The organism is Clostridium fungisolvens (assembly GCF_014193895.1).
Taxonomy (GTDB): domain Bacteria; phylum Bacillota; class Clostridia; order Clostridiales; family Clostridiaceae; genus Clostridium_AR; species Clostridium_AR fungisolvens.
Window position 1 is genome coordinate 2,162,590 of the sequence record NZ_BLZR01000001.1, and the last position, 18,226, is coordinate 2,180,815.

16 protein-coding genes are annotated in these 18,226 nt (G+C 31.0%); 9 read left to right on the forward strand and 7 right to left on the reverse strand.

The features are described 5' to 3' along the window. Positions 1 to 66: 66 nt before the first annotated feature. Genes bsdtw1_RS09135 through bsdtw1_RS09150 form a run of 4 tightly spaced genes read right to left on the reverse strand, consistent with a single transcriptional unit; the run spans position 67 to position 2,065 of the window. Positions 67 to 285 carry a spore coat protein gene (locus bsdtw1_RS09135; protein ID WP_183277268.1) on the reverse strand — a complete coding sequence of 73 codons (219 nt, stop codon included), beginning with the start codon at positions 283 to 285 and terminating at the stop codon, positions 67 to 69. Between the two features lie 28 nt (positions 286 to 313). After that, positions 314 to 1,450: a zinc-dependent alcohol dehydrogenase gene (locus tag bsdtw1_RS09140; RefSeq protein ID WP_183277269.1), complete on the reverse strand. Its 1,137-nt coding sequence runs from the start codon at positions 1,448 to 1,450 to the stop codon at positions 314 to 316. 17 nt (positions 1,451 to 1,467) lie between these two features. Beyond that, positions 1,468 to 1,830, reverse strand: a complete 363-nt coding sequence (locus bsdtw1_RS09145; protein ID WP_183277270.1) for a spore coat protein — start codon at positions 1,828 to 1,830, stop codon at positions 1,468 to 1,470. A 16-nt stretch (positions 1,831 to 1,846) separates the two neighbouring features. Further along, a complete protein-coding gene (locus bsdtw1_RS09150; RefSeq protein ID WP_371874672.1) occupies positions 1,847 to 2,065 on the reverse strand; it encodes a spore coat protein in 219 nt (72 codons plus the stop codon). A gap of 339 nt (positions 2,066 to 2,404) precedes the next feature. On the opposite strand from bsdtw1_RS09150, the gene bsdtw1_RS09155 reads away from it, so the two are divergent. Together bsdtw1_RS09155 and bsdtw1_RS09160 are read left to right on the forward strand one after the other, a co-directional pair. Then, positions 2,405 to 2,851, forward strand: a complete 447-nt coding sequence (locus bsdtw1_RS09155) for a hypothetical protein (RefSeq protein WP_183277272.1) — start codon at positions 2,405 to 2,407, stop codon at positions 2,849 to 2,851. A gap of 258 nt (positions 2,852 to 3,109) precedes the next feature. Continuing rightward, on the forward strand, positions 3,110 to 4,894 hold the full coding sequence (locus bsdtw1_RS09160; RefSeq protein ID WP_183277273.1) for a glucosaminidase domain-containing protein: 1,785 nt from the start codon (positions 3,110 to 3,112) through the stop codon (positions 4,892 to 4,894). A gap of 285 nt (positions 4,895 to 5,179) precedes the next feature. Here the strand turns inward: bsdtw1_RS09160 and bsdtw1_RS09165 are convergent, their stop codons facing one another. Continuing rightward, positions 5,180 to 7,558: a S8 family serine peptidase gene (locus tag bsdtw1_RS09165; protein ID WP_183277274.1), complete on the reverse strand. Its 2,379-nt coding sequence runs from the start codon at positions 7,556 to 7,558 to the stop codon at positions 5,180 to 5,182. 309 nt (positions 7,559 to 7,867) lie between these two features. Here bsdtw1_RS09165 and bsdtw1_RS09170 point away from each other — a divergent pair, with 309 nt between their 5' ends. Further along, the gene (locus bsdtw1_RS09170) at positions 7,868 to 10,360 is read left to right on the forward strand and encodes a cation-translocating P-type ATPase (RefSeq protein ID WP_183277275.1); all 2,493 of its coding nucleotides are present in this window, start codon (positions 7,868 to 7,870) and stop codon (positions 10,358 to 10,360) included. A gap of 165 nt (positions 10,361 to 10,525) precedes the next feature. Further along, complete coding sequence (gene aac(6'), locus bsdtw1_RS09175; protein ID WP_183277276.1) at positions 10,526 to 10,993, forward strand: aminoglycoside 6'-N-acetyltransferase; 468 nt, start codon at positions 10,526 to 10,528, stop codon at positions 10,991 to 10,993. A gap of 150 nt (positions 10,994 to 11,143) precedes the next feature. On the opposite strand, the gene bsdtw1_RS09180 is transcribed toward aac(6'), so the two are convergent. Beyond that, on the reverse strand, positions 11,144 to 11,821 hold the full coding sequence (locus bsdtw1_RS09180; protein WP_183277277.1) for a hypothetical protein: 678 nt from the start codon (positions 11,819 to 11,821) through the stop codon (positions 11,144 to 11,146). Positions 11,822 to 12,414: 593 nt separating this feature from the next. Between bsdtw1_RS09180 and bsdtw1_RS09185 the strand changes: the two genes are divergently transcribed. From bsdtw1_RS09185 to bsdtw1_RS09205, 5 genes are all read left to right on the forward strand, one after another. Further along, positions 12,415 to 13,554, forward strand: coding sequence for a DNA alkylation repair protein (locus tag bsdtw1_RS09185; protein ID WP_183277278.1), 1,140 nt, complete (start codon positions 12,415 to 12,417; stop codon positions 13,552 to 13,554). A 252-nt stretch (positions 13,555 to 13,806) separates the two neighbouring features. Beyond that, positions 13,807 to 15,039, forward strand: a complete 1,233-nt coding sequence (locus bsdtw1_RS09190) for an MFS transporter (RefSeq protein WP_183277279.1) — start codon at positions 13,807 to 13,809, stop codon at positions 15,037 to 15,039. Positions 15,040 to 15,164: 125 nt separating this feature from the next. Continuing rightward, positions 15,165 to 15,815, forward strand: a complete 651-nt coding sequence (locus bsdtw1_RS09195; protein ID WP_183277280.1) for an HD domain-containing protein — start codon at positions 15,165 to 15,167, stop codon at positions 15,813 to 15,815. Between the two features lie 235 nt (positions 15,816 to 16,050). Beyond that, a complete protein-coding gene (locus tag bsdtw1_RS09200; RefSeq protein ID WP_183277281.1) occupies positions 16,051 to 16,674 on the forward strand; it encodes a hypothetical protein in 624 nt (207 codons plus the stop codon). Between the two features lie 36 nt (positions 16,675 to 16,710). Next, positions 16,711 to 17,142, forward strand: a complete 432-nt coding sequence (locus bsdtw1_RS09205; RefSeq protein WP_183277282.1) for a hypothetical protein — start codon at positions 16,711 to 16,713, stop codon at positions 17,140 to 17,142. A 105-nt stretch (positions 17,143 to 17,247) separates the two neighbouring features. Here the strand turns inward: bsdtw1_RS09205 and bsdtw1_RS09210 are convergent, their stop codons facing one another. After that, positions 17,248 to 18,135: an AraC family transcriptional regulator gene (locus tag bsdtw1_RS09210; protein ID WP_183277283.1), complete on the reverse strand. Its 888-nt coding sequence runs from the start codon at positions 18,133 to 18,135 to the stop codon at positions 17,248 to 17,250. Between the last annotated feature and the right edge of the window lie 91 nt (positions 18,136 to 18,226).

Below are 18,226 nucleotides of genomic sequence, written 5' to 3' on the forward strand. Positions count from 1 at the left end.
AAAAAAACATTTTGTTGAAATAAAATGTTTGCTTTAAAAATATTGAAAAATCGTTTCTGTATTTTTTTATTGATTGTACTTAGCTACATAAGATTGTTCCATATATGCTCTTAATTCTCCAATCTGAATTTGTTCAGCAGAAACGCTTTCCTTCATAATTGATTTTAGTTCGTTATCTTCTACTAAAGGCGACATAGTAATTGCCTTTGTTAAACTAAGATTCTTTAGCGTTAATAGTTCATGCAATTGTAAAGTTTCATGAGGTGTAATAAATTGCTCATTCATATAGTAACCTCCTTCTTTAGATAACAATTTATGGTTTTAAAATAACCTTAATACAATCTTCAGTTTTTGTATCGAAAGCTTTATATCCATGAGGAGCATCATCAAGCGGAAGCCTATGAGTGATAATATCACTTGGATCGATTTTTCCCTCATTAAGGAGATTGTAAAGTATTGGCATGTAAGGAATTACAGGTGCTTGGCCTGTTCTTATATTTATATTACGGTTTATTAAGTCTCCAAGAGGAAAAGCATTGTACCTTCCACCGTATACGCCTGTAACTTGTATCATTCCACCTTTTCTGACTGCTTGAGTTGCTATATTAAAGCCTCCAAGAGCACCGCTTTGAAGTTTTAAGCCTGATCCAACAAATTCCATTGGCGTCATTTTTCCATCCATTCCTACGCAATCAATAACAACATCCGCACCTCCGTGAGTTATTTCCTTTAAATATTCACCGGTATTGTCATGTTGTTCAAAGTTGACAGTTTCTACTAAGTTATACTTTTCAGCATGTTTCAAACGATAATCTATGTAATCAACTGCAATAACTCTTTCTGCACCGTGTAACCATGCAAACTTTTGGGCTAATAAACCTACGGGTCCACAGCCTAAAATAACTACAGTATTGCCAGGTTTAACTCCAGCATTTTCAACACTCCAATATGCTGTGCCCATGGCATCTGACATAAGAAGTAAACTTTCGTCTTTTACTTCGCAGTCTTCAGGTATGCGGAAAGGGGTAAAGTTTCCATAAGGAACTCTTAAGTACTCAGCTTGACCGCCAGGATAACCTCCAAAGGTTTCTGAATATCCGAAAAACCCACCATTTTCACCATGAGGGTTTGAATTATCGCACATACAAGTTAAATCATGTTTGCAGTAATAACATTCTCCGCAGCTTACATTAAAAGGTACAACAACTTTATCACCTTTTTTTAACTTGGTTACATCTGGACCAACTTCTTCTACAATACCCATTGGTTCATGGCCTATTATATAATCTTGATACATATTAGGGACCATATCATGAATAAGATGTAAATCTGATCCGCAAATAGCTGTATTTGTGATTCTTACAATTATATCATCAGCTTTTTGTATTGATGGTGCTGGTACATCCTTTACCTGTACGTTTTTAATACCTTGAAATGTTACAGCTTTCATAAATTTTTACCTCCTTCTTAAACATATGGAGTTGCGAAATCCCCAAGTCTGCTCGTATCACCAGGGAAAAGATTTAAGCTTGCAATTTGTACTGCATTTCTTGAAGATTCCATATCCATTTGAAATTGCTTTTCCAAATCAACTGGGTGAAACCAACCTTTTCTAATCATGAGAGCGGTTAATTCTTCATGTAAGTTTATTGCATCATTTAATTGAGCATTCAGAGCGACCCTTACCTCTGGGGTAGCAGCTTCTGTTAAAGCAATAGCATAGTTTCTTACTCCGTTTTTGGCATTTAATAAGAAAGCGAGGGCCATAGTTTCATCTACCATCTTCGGCATTCCTTCTGCATTTCTTACTTCCAAATAATCATTAATCATATTTTGATTACACCTCCTATCTCAATTTTGGGGCTTTTCCGAGTAGACCTTGTAAGTCATTTATAGCTGGAATTGACAATCTAACATCTTTCTCTAATAAAGCCTTTAATTCTTGATCAAAAACTACACCTTCCATCATTTTAGATGTTGTCATACAAATAGTTTTGAAGTTGAGTAGTTCATGTAATTGCATAGTTTCTGCTGGTGCAAAAGTTTGTTGTTCCAAAAGATTCACCTCCTATGTTTGTAACAGATTTATTATTCCACTTACGAAAATTCGTTATACTTAAACAGAATGAACATTGATAATGAAATATATAATAAAATAGGTATTTTTATGGCGACACGTTATTGCATTTATTTTCCATTTAATATTAATTGTGTTAAAATTATTTTATGGGTTCAATTAAAGATACTCACTTCAAACTGAAACTTATTTTTAAAATTATTGAGCGATCTCGTATGAGAATTTAAGAATATAGATTTTATTATGAAGTAGTTTATCTATAAAAGGTTTTAAAATAAAAATTATTAAATGAAGGTTAAAATCAATTTTAAAAAGAGGTGAAGTGGTATGAAATTTAATGAGAATGATCTAAAAGAATTATTAAGTGAATGGCAAGATGTTTTGAGATTAAGAGATTGGGATATTCAATATGAATTTGTTGAAAAGGATTGGAGAAAATCAGGTGATGTAAAGATAAATTCAGAAGATAAAAAAGCTATACTTTTAATAAATAATTTTAATCCTAAGGCAACAAATTTAGAGGAATTAGTAATACATGAACTTTTGCATATTAAATTATGGGGGATGGATCAAATGATAGAGGAACTTATTTATGAAGTTTTCGGAAAAGACATGCAGGATTCTAAACTTAATTTTGTATATACACAGTTTATGAAACTTCTAGAGAATACAACTGAAGATCTAACTAAAGGGTACGTTACATTGGGGGCAAAAAATAAGGAGCTATCTTTTGGTAAATTAAAGAAGGAAGTTGATGAAGAGGTTGGTATTTGAATGAATAATAAAGTCTAAACATAAATTGTTTGGAAGGATTTACATCTAATTAATATATTTTTCCCTATTGCTTGTATATGTTAAGATAAATTATAATTAAATTATAATAATTAATATAACCATAGGTAAATTTAAGCAATTTATGCTGAAATTTATAGTTGTAACTCAAATTAATTCTGTTTATACTATAAATTCAATGTTTTAGCTAAATAAGTTTTGTTTAAATTTAGAATTGAATCGTTTGAAGGGAAGGTATACATGATTAAATTTATTAAACGGTTACTTTATATTTCTCCTATCGTATTGTTATTTGCACTTATATACATTCACCCAGTGAATGCCTTAGCTGTTGATAACACTGGTGAAACAATAAGTGTTAAATATTCGTCCCATGTTCAAAATGTAGGATGGCAAAATAGTGTTTTTGATGGACAAACTTCTGGAACAGTTGGATTATCTTATAGACTTGAAGGCATAAAAGTATCTATTGAAAATCCCATATCTGGAATGAAGATAAAATATCAAACCCACGTTCAAAATGTAGGATGGCAAGATTGGGTATACGATGGACAGTTTTCTGGGACCTCTGGTAAAAGCTTAGCTCTAGAAGGTATAAAGATAATGTTAGAAGGGGCACCTGTTGGCTATCATATTCAATACCAAGCTTATGTGCAAAGTATAGGATGGCAGAATTGGGTACAAGATGGCCAGCTTGGAGGTACAGAAGGTAGAGCTTTAAGACTTGAAGCGATGAAAATAAGAATAGTTAAAGAAGATTCATCTCTTTATGGTAAATTAGGGCTTACATATAGGACGCATGTTCAAAATGTTGGCTGGCAAGATTATGTTTACGATGGACAATTTAGTGGAACAGAAGGACTTTCTTACAGACTGGAAGGGATAAATATAGCATTACAAAATCCAACCTCTGGAATGAAAATTAAGTATCAAACTCACGTTCAAAATATAGGATGGCAAGGTTGGATGTATGATGGACAGATGTCTGGAACCTCAGGACAAAGCTTAAGACTTGAAGCTATAAAGATTGCATTGGAAGGAGCTCCAGCGTGGTTACATGTAAAGTATCAGGTTCATGTTCAAAATATAGGATGGCAGGATTGGGTTAAAGATGGACAAGCTGCTGGAACTGAGGGACAAGGATTAAGACTGGAAGGAATTAGAATATTAATAGTAGATGAGAAGGAAGTTGTTTACTCAAGCTACAACATATCGCTTTCAAGTATGCTAGATAAGCAAATGGCTGATGAACCTGCAGTTGATGTAGTAAATAGTACCACAAAGCAATGGGAATGGAGATATGCGCAAATTCAAAACGGCATTCAAGGATATTATTTGTGGCAGCCGCAGCAAAATTCTGATGGAAGTACAACTAATATTCAAAAATGGACCAATTCTCCTGATGGATACCAGTACATAAAACAAACTGTACAAAAGAACATAGACCCAAGTTACATAATAAATGACCCTACATATATATATCAATTTATAAAGTTAAGCTATGTTGATGGAACAACCGCTAGTGACCTTAATAAATTATTTAGATCAGATGGCGTTCTTGCGAATAAAGGCCAGGTTTTTATTGATGCAGCTAAGGCTAATAATATTAATCCTATTTATTTAGCAGCACATGCTATTCTTGAAACTGGAAACGGAACATCAGATTTAGCTAAAGGTACTGATATAAATGGTTCAGATGGAGTTAAAAAAGTTTATAATTTATTTGGTATACTAGCTTTCGATGGAAATGAAATAAATGGAGCATATTATGCATATAGTCAAGGGTGGACAAGCATTGATAAAGCAATATACGGAGGCGCCAATTGGATTGCAAAAGGATACATAAACAATGCCACCTACAAGCAGGATACTATCTATAAGATGAGATGGAATCCTCAAAATACCGGAACCCATCAATATGCTACAGATGCAGAGTGGGCCAGAAAACAAACAATTTATATAAAAAAATGCTTTGATATGGTACCAAATGCAAAAATAATATTTGATGTACCAGTTTATAAATAATCCTTCATTATAGGTGTAAAATTATAAAGATATGCTATATTACACTAGTTATCATATTTGTGTAGTATAGTATATTTTTTTGTTGTAAGAAAAGGTGTAAAAATTTAAAGTTACCTAAACCTACATATTTGTTTCGTTTTAAAGTTCTTTATGGCAATACAGTAAAAAAATAAGTTTATTCACTTGCCAAGTTTTAAACATATGCGTAGTGGTAATCAGATACATAAAAAAACGCTAAGATATAACTTAGCGTTTTTTTAGTTACAGATTTATCATGTTATAAACTTAATTATTATTTATAATTCTTATTCTAAGGCCTTCAATTGGAAGCGCCAAACCTGTGGTTCCAGCTGTTTCCCCATTCTTGACCCAATCCATCCAACCTATATTACTAACATGAGCCTGATATTGAATTGTATAGTTTGATGGTGAGTTTTCAAGCCATATTCTTATTGCTTCAATTCTAAGACCTTTACCCACGGTACCGGCAATAGTGCCATCGTAAGCAATATCTTGCCATCCAATATTTTGGATATGCGCTTGATATTTTATCTTCATGCCAGCAGGAGGTGCTGGTAAACTAAGCTTTACTGCTTCTAACCTAAGAGACTTACCAACTGTACCTACAAGATTGGTAGGATCTGCATCTGTTTGCCAACCTATGTTTTGTATATTTGATTGGCTATTTATTTTAATTATATCACTGTCTTTTACCAGTTTTATTCTTATTGCTTCTACTCTTAGCCCTCGCCCAGAAGTTCCAGACATCTCCCCATCTTGGACCCAATTTTGCCATCCAATATTCTCAACATGAGCTTGATACAGTACATGATAACCGCTTGGTGCATTTTCTAAACTTATTCTAAAGGCTTCCATTCTTAATCCAAGTCCTGAAGTGCCTGCTAAACTTCCGTTATACACCCAGGGCTGCCAACCAATATTTTGTATATGGGTCTGATATTTTATTTTCATATTACTTGGTGCGTTACTAAGGTATATATTCATAGCTTCAAGCCTTAGTGATTGTCCACTTGTTCCTGAAATTGAACCATTAGAAACATAATTTTGCCAACCGATATTTTGTACGTGAGTTAGGTAATTTATACTTATAGATGTATCGGGCAAGGTTGTAGTATTAAAACTAAAATTAGTTGTCCACTTATTTAAAGAACCTGAGTCATCATATACTTTAACATATAAATATGAATTTGTCCCTTTTGATAATGTATAGTCGCTACCAGAGAAATAGTTGCTTTGTAATTCAGTAATAGAATTTAGTGAACTATCAAAAATGTCGGCTTTGAGATTCGTTGGATTTTGAGAAATAAATTTTAATTTTACTTGAGTACTGTTACTATTAAATGAAAGTTTGTACCAAGTTGAATCAAAAGGTACCACTATATTACCACTAAGCTGCTTACTTGAATTAACATCAATTGCATTTGTATATGTATTGTCATCACCAGTACTATTGTACACTGGTTTTAAAGTTGTTGCTTGTCCGTCTATAGCCTTAGTAACATCTATTATTCCTGCTCCATAAGATTTATCAATTGTATTATTTGAATAGGAATAGTTTTTTAAATTAGTCTTTATAGATGATACTGTTAGGTTTGGATTATTTGATGCTAAAATAGCTAATTGACCAGATGCTACTGCTGTGGCCATTGAAGTTCCTGACATATATTCGTAATTGTTGCTGAATGAAGGCACTGTAGAGAGAATATTTACTCCTGGAGCTACTAAATCAATCTTATCACCGAAGTTAGAGAAACTGGCTAATTCATTAGCTTCATTTGTTGCTCCCACAGAAAGCACATTATCATAAGCTGCAGGATAACAAATACTTTTTAAACCGTCATTTCCAGCGGCTGCAACTAAGATAACTCCTTTATTACTTGCATAATCAATAGCATTCTTTAAAATTTGGTCTGAACTTGAACTTCCTAGGCTAAGATTTATAATTTTGGCACCATGATCAGCAGCCCATATTATTCCTTGAGAGATTGATAGAGTATCTCCCTCGCCATTTGCATCTAGAACTTTAACAGCTAGAAGTTTAGTTGATGGAGCAATACCTGTAATACCTTTACCATTATTACTTATTGCTGCAATAGTACCTGCAACATGTGTACCATGACCTTCATTATCATTATAAGAACCAGTTCCAGTATAATCTATTCCACCAATAACTTTGTTGGCAAGATCCTCGTGATTGTAATCTATTCCTGTATCTACAACCGCAACGGTAATATTAGAACCTGAATTATATTGTAAGGCGTTCAATATATTTAAGTCGTTTATATACCATTGATTTGCCAAATAACTATCATTTGCTGATATATTTTTAATCTGATATTTAACATTGTTTAAATCTGATTTCTTATATTTTATATTTGGTTGCACAATTTCGATGGTTGAATCATTTTTTAATTTCTTAAGCAAATAATCATAATCTGCTTTTGAGGAGGCTGTAAACTTTTTTAAATTAGGCTTAATAGATTGAGTTTGAGATTGTCCAGAAACTGTTGTTTTGTACTTAACTATTAAATCATAATTTTTGCTTGTTTCATTTATACTTAAAGCCTTAACTGTAGTTTTATTCATGACTAAGCTTGATATCAAGGCAATAAGCATGAAGAATATAAAAAATTTTTTTAACATAAAAATCACCTTTCATTAAGTATAAACTTGGAATTTAAATTATGGAATAAAGTTTTATTTTTTGATTTTATCAGGTTAACAAATCATTGGCTGAACTAAATTTTTGCTTTTAAAAGAAATCATATACTTTAATTATCGATGAAAAATTAAAGTATATTATATATAAATAAGGAATATCTAGTTCCAATAATGGATATCTAAGGGAGTACAATAGTGTTTATCAGTTGAGAATAAGTGTATGTCGAAAATATGCACATTTATATTGTTTAGGCATAAAATACATTATATTAATTGATAATAGAGGTAATTATGGAACGAACAAAAGTAGGATTGAGCAATGAAGAAGTAATGCATTATAAACAAAAATATGGTTTAAATGAGTTGTTTAAAAAAGAGGATACTGGAATTTTAAAAAAATTTATAGATGTCCTTAAAGAGCCAATGCTTTTATTGCTTTTATGTACTACAATTATATATTTTATGCTTGGAGAGTTTCAGGAAGGCATTGTTATGCTTATATTTGTCCTGTTCGTTTGCTCTATAACCTTCTTTCAGCAATGGAAAACTGATAGGACAATGAATGCCTTGAAAAACTTAGTTTCTCCAGAGATACAAGTACTTAGAGATGCAAAGAAAATTATAATTAAAAGTTCCGAATTAGTTCCAAATGATATTATTTATATCTCCCAAGGAGAAAGAATTCCTGCTGATTGTGAAGTAGTTGAAGTATCTAATTTATATGTTGATGAGGCTATTCTAACAGGTGAATCAGAGCCAGCTTATAAACAATGTAAAAAGCAGTGTAATGGAATAGATGATTATTGGAAGGAATATATGCTTTATGCAGGGACATTAGTAGTTTCTGGAACATGTGTTGCTATTGTTAGAAAAATCGGAACAAGTACAGAGTATGGAAAAATAGGTAAATCCATATATGAAGCAAAGGAAGAAGATACTCCATTACAAAAAAAGGTTGGGAATCTTGTTAAAATATTAGCAGTTATTGGAGCAGTATTATGCATTGCAGTAATATCGTTATCTTATATTAACACACAAAATCTTATTAAAAGTATATTGTCAGGAATAACTTTAGCCATGGCAATAATACCAGAGGAATTTCCTGTTGTGCTAGCTGTTTTTCTTTCAATGGGTGCATTTAGACTTGCTAAGAAAAATGTAATTATGAGAAAAATTTCAGCAGTGGAAACCTTAGGTTCTACTACAGTTCTTTGTGTAGACAAAACGGGGACAATTACTGAGAATAAGATGAAAGTAAGTAAAGTTTTTTATAATAAAAAATTATTCGATGATGTGAATTATCTAAGTAAAGAACTTTCAATGGTTAGTATATTAGCTTGTCAACGGGATTCAACTGATCCACTTGAGAAAGCAATTATTGAAGTTGCAAAGAAAAACATAGCAGTTTATGAATTGGAAAATCTCGAAATATGCAAAAAGTTTGATTTCAATTCTAATACTAAGAGAATGGCAAATGTTTATATTATGGATGATAATTATTATATATCAGCTAAAGGTTCTCCAGAGGCTATAATTAGACTTTGCAAATTTAATAAAGAGGAATTAGGGGAGATTAAGCGGGAAGTAGATTTTTTTGCATCAAAAGGACTTAGAGTAATAGCACTAGCCGATGGGACAAGTGAAAAACTTTTTGAGGAATTAGAAGATTATACTTTGAGTTTTAAAGGAATTTATGGTCTTCAAGACGCACCAAGAGAAGGAGTTCTTGAAGCAATAAAAAGTTGCAATACTGCTGGTATTAGAGTTGTTATGATAACTGGTGATTACTATAAAACTGCGGTAGCTATTGGTGAAGAGATTGGATTGAAGTTTTCAAATAGTTCAATAACTGGAGAAGAAATTGATCACATGACTGATGTTGAACTAATGAATGCAGTCAAAGAGTGCGATATATTTTCAAGAGTCATTCCAGAGCACAAGATGAGGATTATAAAAGCACTTAGGGACAACGGTGAAATAGTTGCTATGACAGGTGACGGAGTAAACGATGCTCCTGCTTTAAAGAAAGCGGATATTGGAATTGCTATGGGTGGTAGGGGTACTGAAGTAGCAAAAGAGGCTGCTGATATGATTTTACTTGATGATAACTTTACTACAATCGTAGATTCAGTTAGAGATGGAAGAAGAATATTTGATAATATAAGAAAAGCAATGATATATATATTTATAATTCACATTCCTATAATAACTCTTGCTCTTTTTTCACCAGTTTTTGCACTACCTCAAATTTTACTCCCAATGCACATAATGCTTTTAGAATTAATTATAGATCCAACCTGTTCAATAATTTTTGAAATAGAACCTGAGGAGCCTTATATTATGAATCAGCCACCTAGATCGCCCAAAGAACCTTTATTAACACAGGGAATGGTTAAGAAAGTGCTAATGCAGGGGACAACTTTGTTTTTAGCAGCATTTTTACCTTTTCACTACTTAGTGGATAGCGGAGTTACTGTAGAATATGCAAGAAGTTTCTCGCTTACAACATTGATAGTAGGTAATATAATATTGGTTTTGGTTAATAGTTCTAATACTAAACCAATTACTGAAGTACTATTGGATAATCGAAATAAATCAAGAATTCTGATAAATATAATATCAGTTGTAGTTTTAATCTGTATTATATATATGCCAATGCTACAATCGTTATTTAAAACATCGTCCTTAGCTTTAAAAACGTTTACAGAAGCGCTTGTTCTAGGGGGTATCTCAACAGGTTGGTGGGAGATCGTAAAACTTTTTCATAGAATTAGAAAGTTATGATGAATTCAAATCCTTAATTAATAAGAAAACTATTTCTACACAGTAGGCCAAAAGTAAAATTATATGTAAGTTGTAGCACTGATTAAATGTTGGTGCTATAATTTACATATTAGTTTTTATATGGAAGATAAAATGTATTATAAGCATTTTATTATAGGAGGGTTTATGGAGTTTAGCAAAAGCTTACAGGAATATAGTTTTGAAAGAGTGAATCAAGAAACCATTAATTCATTGGTTGACTTAGAATTAGAACTTTGGCCAGATAATGAAAGAGAAAGTTTGTTAAGAGATACTTTTGTTCTACTTGATAATTCAGATAATAATATTTTTTTGGTTTGTAGAAAATCTAATCAAAATGTAGGTTTTATTCATGTTTCATTAAGACATGATTATGTTGAGGGAGCTGATTTTAGTCCAACTGGTTTTATTGAGGGGATTTACGTTGAAGAAAGTTTTAGAGGTATAGGTATTGCGAGAAAGTTAGTTGAATGCGGAGAAGTATGGTGCCGTGAAAAAGGTTGCAGACAGCTTGCTTCTGATATTGAATTGAATAATAAAGGGAGCTTTGATTTTCACAATAGTATTGGTTTTGAGGAAACAAATAGGATAATATGTTTTTTAAAAAATATTTAAAGAATCCTAAATTTGATTAACATACGTTAATGGCTATTATAAAAAGAGATCACTGAAGAAGGATGCTTAAGTGATCTCTTTGTTGCAGTATAGAAAACATAAAATTTTATGTCGTTTAAACCCAGAGCTTTCAATACTTTTAGAAGCTTTTTATGATGCAATTTCTATACATTCGAAGTTGATTTTGCCTGTTCCTATATCATAAAGTAATCCAGAGATTGCCCCTAAATCCTTTGCTAGCAATGGGAAAATTGAATAATTAGCTTTTACAATTATTTCCCGCATTTGAAGGTAATCTGTCCAAGAACCTAATTTCTTATTTTCTGAAAACAATAAATTAAATCCATTAACTATAGCAGTATTAAATGGAGGTATGATTGTAGGGTGTATAAAGTATAGTATATTTGCCACAGCAGGTCCTAATCCTTTTATTTTAAGTTTGTCCAATTTTACTATTTCTTCTATTATTTCATCTTCACGAGATGATAAAAGACAAGTTTCTAAAAAATTAGCAAAAATTTGTTTGTTTTGTTCATTTTCATAAATATCAGGTATACCTAACTTAGGCTTCCAATAGAAAGGGTGAGCAGCTCCTTTAAATATTTCTTTTTGCTCAGTGATATAGCCTAAAATAAATTCCAGGGGTGATCCCTTGAAGTTATTACCAAAAGAATGACTTCTTGTCGAATGAATAAGGTCCAAAACTCCATTTTTTATGGAAGGAAATGCTTTTATCCTTACTTCATTACTAATAAACCAAGTGTTGTAGGTTGATTGTTGATTTTCTTTATAGTACTTCACTATTTTAGCCAAATTATTATGATACATATTTGTCCTCCTATCTTGTCAAAAAACTGTAAATATATTAAGTACATACATAATAATACCATTTATTGTAAAACAAGTGAATAACTAATTACCAAAATAATACAGAATTATAATTATAGATATGATTAGTAATATATTTAATCTGATATGGGAACAATTTTTTTAGATTATAAAGTATTATATTGAAATTAAATAAAAATGTTATTTTTTTAATAGAATAGAAGGAAAAATATATGTATATGAAGGTGAAAGAATGAAATTAAGACCATTACATATTGTAATTTTATCAATCCAATCTATTGCAATGCTTTTAAACTTATATTCAATTTTTATTAAAAAAGTTCAAGATTATAACGGACATATAATAGCTTTTCTATTGATTGCGTTTATAATGATCTTAAGTTTGAAATCTTGGTCCTTATCTGAGCAGAATAAAAATAAAGTATAGAAATTTAAATTTTATAATCACAGAACATGACATAACAGTGTCATGTTCTGTTGTTTATAATAGAATTAAGGATATAAATTTAAGTAAGTTGTATTCTATGAAATAATGTATACTTATTTATGATTAGTAGAAAGGGTAGTGTATTATGGCAGAACTTTTAAAGGATGTATACAACGAAAGTTTTTTAAGATGTTTTGGAGAAAAAGTTAAAGGTTCATATGTAGATTTTAATATAGAAATGTTTGTTTCTGAAGTATTGAAGGAGAATTGGGATGAACTTGCTTTAAAACAGAGAATGCGGAGAATAACAGAAATTCTTGGTGCAGGGTTGCCTAGCAGTTACTATGAAGCACTTAAAATAATGTTTTCAATAGATGAAGAATGTGTAGGTTTCCCTTATCTATTTTTCCCAGATTTCGTAGAAGTTTTTGGACAAGATGAACAAAATTTAGAATTATCTATTAAAGCATTGGAACGATTTACGATAAGATCCTCATCAGAATTTGCAGTAAGACATTTTTTAATAAAGTATCCTGAAAGAATGCTTTTTCAGATGCAACTATGGGCGAAAAGTGATAACGAACATATAAGAAGACTTGCAAGTGAAGGATGTAGACCAAGACTTCCATGGGGCATTGCTTTATCGATGTTTAAGAAAGATCCAACTCCTGTTTTATCAATTTTAGAGATATTAAAGAAAGATTCATCATTGTATGTTAGAAAGAGCGTAGCTAATAACTTAAACGATATATCTAAGGATAACCCTTTTTTAGTAATAAAAACTGTGAAGCGTTGGAAAAGTGATGATTCCAATACTGATTGGATTATTAGACATGGGTGTAGAAGCTTGATAAAAAAAGCAGTTCCAGATGTAATGGATCTGTTTGGATATACAAAAGTCTATGGTGAACAAAAGCTTGTAGAAAAATCTTCGATAGTTGTAGAACCTAAGACTGTAAATATAGGTGAGATCAGTGAAATTACATACTCATTATCTATAAGGGAAGGACAAAATGCAAAGGTAAGAATAGAGTATAGTATATATTTTGTTAAGGCTAGAGGGAAAATTTCAAGAAAAACCTTTTTGATATCAGATAAGGTTGTAGTAGGTGGTTCCTTTGTTTGTGGTACAAAAAAGCATAGCTGGGCTGATTTAACCACACGTCGTCACTACACAGGAAAACATAGGATTTCACTTTTAGTAAATGGAGTTGAAGTGGCTGAAACAGAAATTTTATTGCGAAGTAATGTATCTACAGATATTCCGATTACTAATAAAATATAAATTTCTAATGTAATTACAATTAATAGCTAACATAGATTTTTTCAAAGCTTCATTAACGGAACAGAGCTATTTATCTGTATTTGAACTTAATTTATATTAGGTAAAGTCAGTAACATTTATATTAATTTAAATGTTACTGACTTTTTATTTTCTGTTTAAGGAAATTACCTTTAAATGTAATAACACTTGTTATTTTGTGGTAGTATTAATTAAAGCTATAAATGTATTTAAAAACAGAGGGGGATATAAATTTTGGCTACGTTTTTTCTTATAATAATTTATTTTGCTTTTATAAGTTTAGGATTGCCAGACTCTTTACTTGGTGTTGCTTGGCCAGTTATGCATATTGACCTTGGAGCACAGTTTCAGTCTGCAGGTCTTATTTCTATGTCTATTGCAGGAGGCACAATCTTATCAAGTTTAGCTAGTGGGTTTGTTCTAGGAAAGCTCGGAACTGGTAAAGTAACTCTAATTAGTTGTTTCATGACAGCGGTTGCTTTACTAGGCTTTTCTTTTTCACCATCATTCATTTGGCTTATAGTTTTAGCAATTCCACTGGGTCTTGGAGCTGGATCAGTAGACGCTGGATTAAATAATTATGTGGCAAATCATTATAAAGCACATCATATGAGTTGGCTACATTGTTTTTGGGGTGTAGGTGCTACTTTAGGTCCAATTATTATGTCTAGATTTATAGGTGGAAATAGTTCCTGGAGATATGGATATAGGACCGTTTCTTTTATACAGTTTTCATTGGTATTATTACTTTTCTTCACTTTGCCTTTATGGGAGAAGGTAGGCAAGGAGAGAATTAAAAATAGTGACCAAATTGATGGTGAAGGAAATGAATCTAGTACAGAAATAATTTCAGAGCACAATACGGGAGGGGGAAATGTAGTAACACTCCCTGGAGTAAAGTTTGCATTAGCAGCTTTTCTTTTTTACTGTGCAGGTGAATCAACTATAGGATTATGGGGAAGTAGTTTTCTTGTAAACACAAAGAGGTTTTCACCAGTAACTGCAGCTAGCTGGGTATCTTTATATTATGGTGGAATTACTGTAGGTAGGTTTATTACAGGATTTGTGACTATGAAATTAAGCAATAAAGCCTTAATTAGATTAGGGCAAATAATATCCTTAATAGGTATTTTTTTATTGATATTACCACTGCCACAAATTCTTTCATTTCTTGGATTTATGTTAGTTGGATTGGGGTTTGCCCCTATATTCCCATGCATGATTCATGAAACACCAGTACGTTTTGGTAAAATAAATTCTCAAAAAATAATAGGGTATCAAATGGCTTGCGGTTATATTGGCGCTACATTCTTGCCACCACTTTTAGGCTTTATAGCTGCTAAAACCTCAATTAGTATTATGCCATTTTTTGTTTTAATATATATAGTGACAATGTTATTGGGTTCAGAAAGAATAAATTTGCTTATGAAAAGCTTACACATAAAAAATAATAATCTAAAGTGTTAATTTACATTGTTGCTGAGATAATCTTAATAAAAGCTTGGATTTAGAACTTTTATTTCCATTTTTGTATTATAATTAAAGGTAAATAATTTGATTTAGTTATAATGTAAAGGAGTAGAAAGTTATTTATGAATTTAAACTTAATAGAAGAAGCTAAAAATTATTTAGAAGCATTTATGAAAGACAAAGTAGTAGAATATGAAGTTATACATCCTTGGAGAAGAGATTCAAAATATATTGTTAGGCATTGTTATAGGGTATGCTCAATAGCAATGGAAATAATAAACAATTATGAAACTGAGTTATCTTCGAAAGATATAGAGCTAATTCAAGTTGCAGCCATATTGCATGATTTAGGCAAAGTTTATTCTAGAGGTGAGCATGCTGAGAAAAGCGGGGAAATTGTAGAACATTGGCTGGAACTTAATCCAAATATCGACGAATTGGTTGAAGATAAAAAAAGATTAATAAGTATTATCAAAGATCATTCAAATAAGGGAATAAAAGATGATGATTTACTTTCCTCAATTCTTAAGGATGCAGATTTACTAGATGAAATTGGGGCAATGTCTATTTTCATGGCTTCTAATAAATTAAATAGACAAACACCTTATTTTTTTGATGAGCTATATAAAATCCTAAAAGAAGATGAATTAAATTATTGTTACAAGGAGCTCAGTAAGTTACAAACAGAAGCTGCAAAGAAAATATTAATGAGGAAGATAGAATTTATTAATAGTTTTGTTACAGAACTAGAGTATGAGTTAAGAGAATTTTAAATACAATGAGTGTATTGTGGATGTACCACTTCGTGATAAAATTTATATTTTAAAATTCTCTCGCCTGAAACTTAAGTTATAAATATGAAATTTTGCAGGTAATTTGTGTTACAATATATAAATAGAGATGTACAGATAAAGATAAGGTTCAATAGATATGTTACAATTTATAAGACCATATCTATAAATAATCAACATTATGTAAGTGATTATAATAAAATGCTAAGGAGTAAGTATGGAAAATAATTTTGCATTAACAAAAGAAGAACTGGAACAACTAACTGCAGTTGAGGCCTGGGAGAAATTATATAACAAGGAGCTAAACTCAAAGAAGAATATCCTTGAATATGTTGAGATAACAAGAATATTTAAAAAGTTAGAAGTAAATCCAGAAAAGATTCAAGACACATATAGCTATATTTATGGAAAAATAGAAGACTTAAAAGAAAAAATAAAACCTAACACAATGATGTTTTTAAAAAATAATCTAAAATCACAACTTGGAAAATATGTTGTTGAAAAAGATCCAAAGCCAATAAATCACTTTATAGAGTTTTTCAAAGAAGCATATCCTGAAAATAATAGAAGAAAAGATTTTACATGGGTAATAATGGATGTGAATAAAATCTCAGAAGAGCAGCTTTGGACTACTTTAACTTATATAAATAAAGAGTGCATGAATCATGACCTTAGACTAAGTTTAAGTGAAAAAAGAAATATTATAGAGGTAATTGAGTTAGTTGTTAAAAGAAATAATTCCAAATTTATAAGTAATCTTAGAAATCTAAAATCCTTAACAGATGTGTTAAACATAAAAATTGTTAGCGTAGGTGAAATCTTTAAGGTTAAGAAGTTTTGATGATTAATAGCCCTATGTATCCTAAGGAGGTATATAATGTTTGCAACGTCACTTGCATCCATGGCAGTAATAGCTTTTTTAATAGCAAATGTGCAAAAATATAAAATTAAAAAAGACGGAAAAACTTCAGAAAATGTGCCTATATCTAAGATTTATGGTTATATATTAGCTCTTGCAGCAGGAGCGGTTACTTCAAATGGCCTATTTCATTTCTTACATGGAATTTTAGGTTACGGTGAATTTCCTGCTCCTTTTGCAAAAGTGTTGGGACGTGGAATTCCAGCAGATATTTCCAATATTTTATGGGGATTATTTAACTTTATTGCTGCATTTGTTTTAATATCTAGATGTAAAAAGTCCGAAAATAAATATATTATTGCGCTTTCATTCATAATAGGTGCGACATTGATGAGTTTCTTATTGAAATTTGTATTTCTTTTGGGCTATTTTAAATCACATGCATTTTGATAATAAAGCCCTCGATCACTTTTGTGGTCGAGGGTCTTTTATTTTTGAAATACTAGATTCATTTTTATAAAGATCAAAAAATTCGTTCTATATAATGTTAACAAATCAGATGTCCATAATAGGTTGATATACATATAATTCGCAGTAGTTATCCTTAGACATGGAGTTATCGATATATTCGAACCTAAAAGTATCAGCAAATTTATAACCAGATTTAAATATCCACCTAGAGTACATTTGCACTAATATACGTCCTACATGTCTTCCGTTTATATCATCTGGTCTAAAAAAGCCAACAAATTTGAATACTACATACTTATGACTGGGAATTGAGAGTCCAGTCATCCCATCAGGAATATTATCTAAACTGCTTACCTGCGTGCTTGGAATATAATAGATAATGCCTTTATCATTTTCGCTCCAATCAGTATAACCAAAGTATACTTCAGAATTTACAATGTTTTTAATTTTACTTTTTTGGTTATAAAAAAATTCCCGCCCAAAAGCATTAGCAGTTCTATCACCAGATTTGCTTAATATTTTATGTTTTATTCCTATTAGATTGAATTTTTGTTTAAATACAAACTGAGGATTATAGGTAATGGAATTTTCGAAGGAGAGGATATCATTTGTATTAATTTTTTCCTTAATTATTAAGCTTAAGGACACCTTATCCGATCTAAGTTTTAGGGGAGTGTGCCCGAAAAACTTCCTAAAAGCTCTTATATAAGATTGCTCGTAGTCAAATCCATAATTAAGCGCTATATCGATAATTCTCATATTAGTATTTAAAAGTTCATTGATACTTGACGTTAGCTTTCGACCTTGAGCATAGTCTATAATTGACTCTCCGGTTAGAGATTTAAAAATTCTATGAAGATAATATTTTGATACTCCAGTGTAATCAGCTAGATCATCCAAAGTGATTTTTTTATAAAGGTTCTTTTCGATATATTCTATAGCAGAAACAATAGCTTCTTTCAAATCTTTCATATTTTAACACCTTTTCTCTTTATAAGTTTCTATATTAAAAAGCAATATTTGTTCATTTTAACAAAAGTGAATCTATTAAAATAATACCAAA